Genomic DNA, 7,656 nt, shown 5'->3' on the forward strand with positions numbered 1-7,656 from the left:
AACAAAAGCGGTTTACAACCCGAAGGCCTCCATCCCGCACGCGGCGTCGCTGCATCAGGCTTGCGCCCATTGTGCAATATTCCCCACTGCTGCCTCCCGTAGGAGTCTGGGCCGTATCTCAGTCCCAATGTGGCCGGTCACCCTCTCAGGCCGGCTACCCGTCAACGCCTTGGTGGGCCGTCACCCCGCCAACAAGCTGATAGGACGCGACCCCATCCCATGCCGCAAAAGCCTTTCCCACACCCCCATGCAGGGGCGCGGAGCATCCGGCATTACCACCCGTTTCCAGGAGCTATTCCGGTGCATGGGGCAGGTTGGTCACGCATTACTCACCCGTTCGCCACTCTCACCCCGGCAGCAAGCTGCCAGGGATCCCGTTCGACTTGCATGTGTTAAGCACGCCGCCAGCGTTCATCCTGAGCCAGAATCGAACCCTCCACAAAAAACATTCATGGAGACATCCAACAGATGACTCACAAAAGAAAAAGACGGACCATCCAATAAGGAAGGACGGTCACACAAAAACCCCGACACCCATCAAACCCCCTCGGGTACCACACGGGCGGGCATCGGACTGGCAATCAAAGACCACCACACAACCAACACGAAGTCAGTCGCATGATGAAGTAGTACAGTACACACTATTGAGTTCTCAAACCACCACACACAGCCAACGACCCTCCGAACCCAGTCCAGAAGCTCACCAACCGGCAGCAAGATGAATAACTTACACCACCCCAAACCAAAACACAAACCCACCCCCACCACAACACCCCCAAAACCCCTGCAAACACACACAACCACCGGCGTGTCGCAAACCACCCAAAACCACCCAACCAACCCCCACAACCACACCCAACAACCACCCAACAAAACCCAACCACCGGCGTGTCGCAAACCACCCAACAACACCCACAAACACCACTTCGCCCTCACCGTAGTCACGTTCATACCAAAAATGCGCGCACTAAGCTGTGCCGTACATAGCCGGCCTCATGCGCGCGTCGGTCCGCGAGCGCACGAATCACTCGAAATCCTGGACCACACCGGAAGGGGACGCTCATGTCCACATCATCATCCGAATCAATCGAATCATCGGAAATCACCGCAACCGCAAAGCCAGCACCGCGCACGATGGGATTGCCGAACAACGGTTTTGTTGCGGTCGCTACCATCTCGCCGGCGAGTACGGTGGCCGACCCTGCGCACAATGCTCGCCTCGTGGAGGACGGACTGCGGCGTGCGGCCGCCGAAGGCGCGAACATCGTGGCGTTCCCGGAGGTCACGCTCACGTCGTACATCGCGGACGACCTGCTCTACCACAGCATTCTGCTCGAAAGTGCGGAGCGTGAACTCGGCCGGCTCGTGCGCCGTACTGCGGATCTCGATGTGCTGTATTCGGTCGGCACGCCGCTGTGCATCAACGGGAAGATCTACAACACGGTGGCAGTCTGCCACCGCGGTCGGATTCTCGGCGTGGTGCCGAAGACGTTCATTCCCACGTATGGTGTGGATTTTGAGGGGCGTTGGTTCCAATCCGGTCCTGCTGAGGTCACCGACATCACCGTGGCCGGGTTCGAGCACGTGCCGTTCGGCTCGCATCAGCTGTTCCGCTGCCGTGAACTGCCGCAGCTGTGCGTCGGGTATGAGATCTGTGAGGATATCTGGTCGCCGGATCCGCCGTCGATCAAGCTTGCGCTGGCCGGCGCCACGATCATCTGCAATGGTTCCGCATCGAACGCATCGCTCGAGAAGGACCTCTACCGCCGCGGGCTGATCAGCGGACAGAGTGCGCGCCTGCTGTGCTGCTATGCGTACTGCAGTTCCGGGCAAGGTGATTCCACCGGCGATGTGACCGTGGGCGGTCAGGAAATCATTGCTGAGAACGGCAGCGTGCTCGCGCAGGCGCAGCCGTTCGGCGAGGGGCATGCCATTGCGGACGCGGACGTGGAGAGTCTGTGGTGCGCGCGCCGTGGTATGTCGTCGTTCCACGTGGCGGCGAGCGCGCAGGCTGCCGGCTACCACGAGACCGTGTTCAGCATGGAGATCGCCGAGCATCCGCTGCTGCGGCCGGTGTCGAAGCAGCCGTTCGTGCCGGCGAACGAACGCGATCTCAACGACTGCTGCGATCTGGGTCTGACGATGCAGGCGCACGGTATGCTCGCGTTCCTGCACAACCGTGGCGCGAATCAGATGACCGTGCTCGCCGAGGACACGGCGGTCAAGGATGCCGCGCTGGCGTTGATTGCCGCGGTGAAGACGTCCGATCTCGCGCAGATCGACCGCACTGCGGTGCGCGTGCAGTTCTCCGGCGAGAAGCCGAACGCGCATGCGGAGGCGCTGCTGGATTCGCTCGCAGCCGCGCTCGGCTGTACGGTGTTCGACGCGGGTCAGCCATCGATTGCGAACCCGAACGGAGCGCTCATCAATCCGGTCGATATGACCGAGCTCGCACTCGGCATCAGTGATTTCCCGATCGATCTGTCCATGCAGTACGCGGTCAACAGTCAGCTCGCGCGCTCGTTCGTGCCGCTCATGCTCGCGCGCGTCGCGCAGACGACGTCGAACGAGCGGCTGCACGCGGCGCTTGGTCCGATCATCGAACACGACGACGTGCTGCACGTACCCGAGCACGATCCGCTGGCCGCGCGCGGGTTTGCGGACATCGCCCCCGCCGAGGTCGAGGATTTCTACATCGACGGTTTCCTGCGCGCGCAGTACCGCCCGTCAAAGTCGTTCCGGCTTGCTCAACGCGCGTTCGGCACCGCGTACAGCGACCACGAGCTGCTCAACTGGATGCGCACGTTCTACGGGCGGTTCTTCGCGACGCAGTTCATGCGGCACGACCTGCCCGACGGCCCGCGCATCGGATCGGCAGGCCTTGATCTGCGCGACGGATTCATGATGCCGACCGTGGCACAAAACACACTGTGGATTGACGAAGTGGACGAGCTGCTCGCGCAATTTAGAGAGTGATTCGCGCTCCACGCTCCAATCGGTGGTCCATGTGGCGGAGTACGCCACGTGAACCACCGATTATTTTATTATTAGCCGCCACCAGACGTTGCGCACCCGGCACCTAAGCGTGCTCGCATCAAGAAAATCTTGAGCATGATTTCCAATTCGCATGCCATCTGAGATATCGTGGCATCGCGGGGCTGCGTCTTTGGGGACGCTAGTTTCACGGGAAACACGCTGTATTGAGAAGGCGGCAACCATATGATTCATATAGGCATCGTGGACAATGACGACTGCGCGCTCATAGCAATCAGCTCTCTCATTCGTGCCACATCCAAGGATTTCTCCGTTGTCTGGCAAGTGAACGATGCCCAACAGGCGCTCGCCCACACATTTCACTATTCACCCAAAGCACAAGTTATTGTGATGGATATGGGCCTATGCGGCATTTGCGGCACACAGATCTGCGAATGCATCCGCCGCCATGACGCCACCGTGGGTATCATCGGCATCACCGCCTATCCAACAGAGCTCTATCGAGACGATTGCATCCACGCAGGCGCACAGGCGCTCATCGAAAAACGTCGCCTTGCCTATGGCGAGAACATTGCGCCGCTCATTCGATCGGCCGCTCGAGGCCTCCCCTATCCGTCTGGCTCCGGATTCTATGACACCCACACGGCGTATCAACTGCTCCGCACAACGAAAGAGCACGATGCTCGGACGCTCACCAACCGTGAGCTCATCGTGCTCAAGCTCTACGCCAACCATTGTTCCACCAACCAAATCGCACAACGCCTGAAGATCACCCCTGCCACCGTGTTCTCCCACGTGCGCAACGCCGTAGGCAAACTCGACGCGTCCGACAAACGCGAGGCAATCCAACTATGCCTTAAACAGCATTTATTCTAGGCAATGGCTACTAGGTCTACTAGAAGCACACCATGCAGATAATCATCATCTCCGTTGGACAACGATGTCTTATTCCGCAATACTGGAACCAGTTGGGGAACAATCCAACAACCCAACATAATCGGGCAATGTCGCCCACCCTGAGGAAAGGACACAACCATGCAGTCAAGGAAGCTCGCACAACGTGCAACCGGAGCCCTGCTCGCCCCTAGGCCTAGCGTTCGGCCTCTGCAATGTCGCCAACGCCGCCACGGCCACTTACTACCCTGTCAGCAGCGGTACCATTGAGAACGGTTACTTCCGCGGACGGTACTCCGTTCAAGCTAACTATTCGTATATCACACTCAGCACAAGCTCCAACAAAAGCACCACATGCGTGGCGAAACAAGACGGCCATGCACAACCAGCCACAGATACAGGAACGAACGGCATGGGGTGCACAGCCGCACAAAGTGGCACCATGCTGACGGTAGGCGACTACGCCTCCTACCTTGTATCCTAAACACCCCAACCCAACGATTCCATTCTGTCCATCACGGGGCGCACCGGGAGATATCTGCCCTGAGCGCCCCGACTCATCACACTGAACTGAGAATTCCATGAAGACACGATTCCTTGACGTCATCACATGCACAGTCACCATACTGGCGCTCACTGTGTGTCTATGTGGATGTTCAACACAACCGTCAAGCGATGCCGCATCCCCCTCCGCAACGGAAAAAACGGAACGCTTAGCCCCCTCACTCTCCGCGCGCATCGAGCAACTCATTGCAACGAATAACGAATCCGATCCGCCAATGTCCGATGCGCAAATCGCAATGCTTCAACGGGCATTGGCACATGACGGCTTGGTGAGTAAGAAGGATTACGATCTCGCATGGAGCAACTACCAGCAATGCGTGATCAGCAAAGGCTATACGGCTCCTGTCGCTACCCCCTATCCGGAAGGTCTACGCGGCACCAGCATCTCACCAAATGTAGGAGACCGAGGTGATGAGGTAATGATGAAAGTCATCAACGATGCAGCCGATTGTAAATTCCGTGAGTATCAGGCAATAGATGAGATGTATACGCTGGCAAAAGGCAACCCCAATCTCTATCAGGATCGCGAAGTGGGCTTCGCCGAATGCTTGCGTCGCAACGGTCTGACTGAGCCATCCTACACTGCGCAACAATACAAAGAAGAATACGCACGAAGCCAAGCGCTATATAGCGAGAAGATCAGCGAGGGAGGCAGCATCAGCGAAGCTTGGGATTATTCCAAACAAGCGTTCAGCTACGATTTCGACGACGCCAAAGTGCAGCTCTGCTACATCACGAATCGGTTGGACGTGAAATCATGGGGACCAGACGATGCCGACCATGCGTGGTACCCATTCGGAGAATGAGTCGGGGTACGCCGTTCAGCTTGTGAAGCACACGCGCCGTTGGTAGACATCCATCGTCTGCGGTTATCTGTCGTCTGCGTACTCTATAGCGACAGATAACCGAATATCTGTCGCTATAGTGGAATGAAGCGACAGATATCAGCGAGTGCGGAACGGAGCAGCCAACGGTCACATGGACAATTCCGGCAACGGGCCACGAGCGCCATATCTGGCATGTGGCTGACGACGTCTATGTTTCGCGCTCGCACCGCGCTCGTGGCAGCGGCGAATATGAATCTGCCGTGCCCATCCGCCTTGCCGATCTGGATTTCGCAATGCTCATGGAGCGCGCGTCCGTGCGCGACCTGACCGCCGGCGAATAGCCGCAATCAATCAAGATTGATCGGATGACGACGTTCGTTGAGGAACGCGCGCAGATTCGCGAGCGTCGCCACCACCACGAACACTGAGACGATCGTGAGCGCCCAGACGCCGCCCTGCTTGGTGGCCTGCATATAGTCGTCGGAACCGACCGTACCGTGGCCAGCCTGCGCAATGGACAGGCACAGCGCCATCACTGTGGTGCCGACCGCACCACCGAGCTGCTGCAGTGTGTTGAACATGGCGTTGCCGTCCGCGTGCGGTGTGGGAGGAATGTTCGCGAGACCCGCGGTCATCGTGTTCGCGAAGCTCATTGTGCAACCACACATGTACACGATGTAGCCGATGATGCGGATCCAGATGTTCACGCTGCCCGGAATGAACAGCATGATGAGCAGACCGGCGAGCGCCACGGCCGGTGCCGGCGCCCTGCAGCAGGCGCGCGATCATCAGCATGGCGAAGTTCATGGAAACGGACGCAAACGCAAGACCGGCCACACAGAGCACCATGGCAATGATGAACGTTGTCCTGTTCGTGAACCTGCGGTTGCAGTACGACGAAATCGGAATGACGATGGCCACCATGAGCAGGTAGCCGGTCGTGAGCCACTGCACGACGGCCGTGCTCACGTGGAACTGGTCCATGAGAATCGGGAACAGCACGTTCGTCATCGTATCGGTGAGGATGCCGACGAATGCCATGATGCCCACGGCGATAATCGAGAGGAGGAGTGTTCTGCTGACTGAGGTTGGGAATTGCTGAATGGAGAGCACATCCGCCGGTGTCTCGTTCTTCGGCTGTGCTTTCGCGTCTTATACGCCAATGACTTCGGAAGGTGCGGACTTCCTGGGTTCTTCATTGCTGGGGGAAATCGGAGTCCTGCTTGTGGTCATGCCGATGTGAGCTGTTTCCGGCCATCCTTCCGTGGCCTAGCTGATGATTTCGGAAACCCACGGTGCCAAGCGCGTCGGGAATCCACGCAGCGTTGTGCCCACGACTGGTGCGGTGGAGCTGCTCGAATCGTCCAGAACGAACCTGTTTAGTTTACTCGACCGTCCGCCCAACGATTCGGACGGTTTCATCTATTGGCACAGATAATCATAATCAACGGATAGTCAGCGGCGCAGATAACACAGTGGCCGATCTGACCGCGGGGGTTACCGCGGTCAGATCGGCCACTGAATTCAGCTGTAGTCAATCAATCAGTCGGTCACCTTGATGTACGACTTGATTGTCTTGCGATCCGCCATGTCCTGATACGCCTGATTGATTTCGTCGAGCGTGTACTCATGCGTGAACACGAGGCTCGGGTTGATTTCGCCGTTGGGTGTGGAGGTGTTTGGCTTCGGGATATGGGAAAGCCCACCGTGTGGTGGGCTTTCGTGTGAAGTGTGGGTGCGGCGGCGTGCTACTCTCCCACACCCTGTCGGGTGCAGTACCATCGCCGTGCCAGGTCTTAGCTTCCGGGTTCGGAATGGGACCGGGCGTCTCCCCTGGGCTGTGACCGCCGCAAGACTGTATTGTGTTATTCATGGTCGACCCCCGGGTGGGGGTTGGTGGGTGGTTCGGGGACCGGATGGTGGACGCGGGCGCAGGTGTTCGTATGGAAGGAACGGGTGTTCGTTGCGGTTTCGTGTTGATGCTTGTATCGTGTGACTCCCTGTATCGGTTGTTCCGGTGCGTGCGTGTGCGCGCGACGTGTCCGGTGGGGGTCGTCTTCGACCGTTAGTGCCGGTCGGCTCCACCCCTTGCGGGGCTTCCACGTCCGGTCTATCGACCACATGGTCTCATGTGGGGTCTGCCGCACCCTCGAAGGGGTGCAAGGAATCCTTATCTTGGAGCGGGCTTCCCGCTTAGATGCTTTCAGCGGTTATCCCTCCCGAACGTAGCCAACCGGCCGTGCCGCTGGCGCGACAACCGGCATACCAGAGGTTCGTCCACCCAGGTCCTCTCGTACTATGGGCAGGCCTCCTCAGGATTCCAACGAGCGCAGAGGATAGAGACCAAACTGTCTCACGACGTTCTGAACCCAGCTCG

At 58.5% G+C, this 7,656-nt stretch carries 5 protein-coding genes, 3 rRNA genes and 1 pseudogene; 4 read left to right on the forward strand and 5 right to left on the reverse strand.

Translation table 11 applies throughout. The annotated features are described in order from the left end of the window. Positions 1-443: ribosomal RNA gene (locus CGZ88_RS05140) — 16S ribosomal RNA — on the reverse strand; the annotation flags it as partial. Between the two features lie 691 nt (positions 444-1,134). On the opposite strand from CGZ88_RS05140, the gene CGZ88_RS05145 reads away from it, so the two are divergent. The 4 genes from CGZ88_RS05145 to CGZ88_RS08965 all read left to right on the forward strand — a co-directional run bounded on the left by CGZ88_RS05145 (position 1,135) and on the right by CGZ88_RS08965 (position 5,620). Next, a complete protein-coding gene (locus CGZ88_RS05145) occupies positions 1,135-2,976 on the forward strand; it encodes a nitrilase-related carbon-nitrogen hydrolase (protein ID WP_101671303.1) in 1,842 nt (613 codons plus the stop codon). Between the two features lie 243 nt (positions 2,977-3,219). Next, entirely contained in the window at positions 3,220-3,870 is a 651-nt protein-coding gene (locus CGZ88_RS05150; protein ID WP_101671302.1) for a response regulator transcription factor, read from the forward strand. Positions 3,871-4,469: 599 nt separating this feature from the next. Beyond that, on the forward strand, positions 4,470-5,258 hold the full coding sequence (locus CGZ88_RS05155; protein ID WP_133120903.1) for a hypothetical protein: 789 nt from the start codon (positions 4,470-4,472) through the stop codon (positions 5,256-5,258). A 215-nt stretch (positions 5,259-5,473) separates the two neighbouring features. Then, positions 5,474-5,620, forward strand: a complete 147-nt coding sequence (locus CGZ88_RS08965) for a hypothetical protein (RefSeq protein WP_155802683.1) — start codon at positions 5,474-5,476, stop codon at positions 5,618-5,620. A gap of 6 nt (positions 5,621-5,626) precedes the next feature. Here the strand turns inward: CGZ88_RS08965 and CGZ88_RS05160 are convergent, their stop codons facing one another. The 4 genes and pseudogenes from CGZ88_RS05160 to CGZ88_RS05180 form a co-directional block, all read right to left on the reverse strand. Continuing rightward, positions 5,627-6,007, reverse strand: coding sequence for an MFS transporter (locus CGZ88_RS05160; RefSeq protein WP_243390086.1), 381 nt, complete (start codon positions 6,005-6,007; stop codon positions 5,627-5,629). An 85-nt stretch (positions 6,008-6,092) separates the two neighbouring features. Next, positions 6,093-6,320 (reverse strand): annotated as a pseudogene (locus CGZ88_RS05165) (MFS transporter); the annotation flags it as partial. Positions 6,321-7,014: 694 nt separating this feature from the next. After that, positions 7,015-7,131: ribosomal RNA gene (gene rrf / locus CGZ88_RS05175) — 5S ribosomal RNA — on the reverse strand. A gap of 194 nt (positions 7,132-7,325) precedes the next feature. Beyond that, positions 7,326-7,656, reverse strand: a 23S ribosomal RNA gene (locus CGZ88_RS05180); the annotation flags it as partial.

The sequence above is a fragment of the Bifidobacterium anseris genome, from assembly GCF_002860345.1.
GTDB lineage: Bacteria > Actinomycetota > Actinomycetes > Actinomycetales > Bifidobacteriaceae > Bifidobacterium > Bifidobacterium anseris.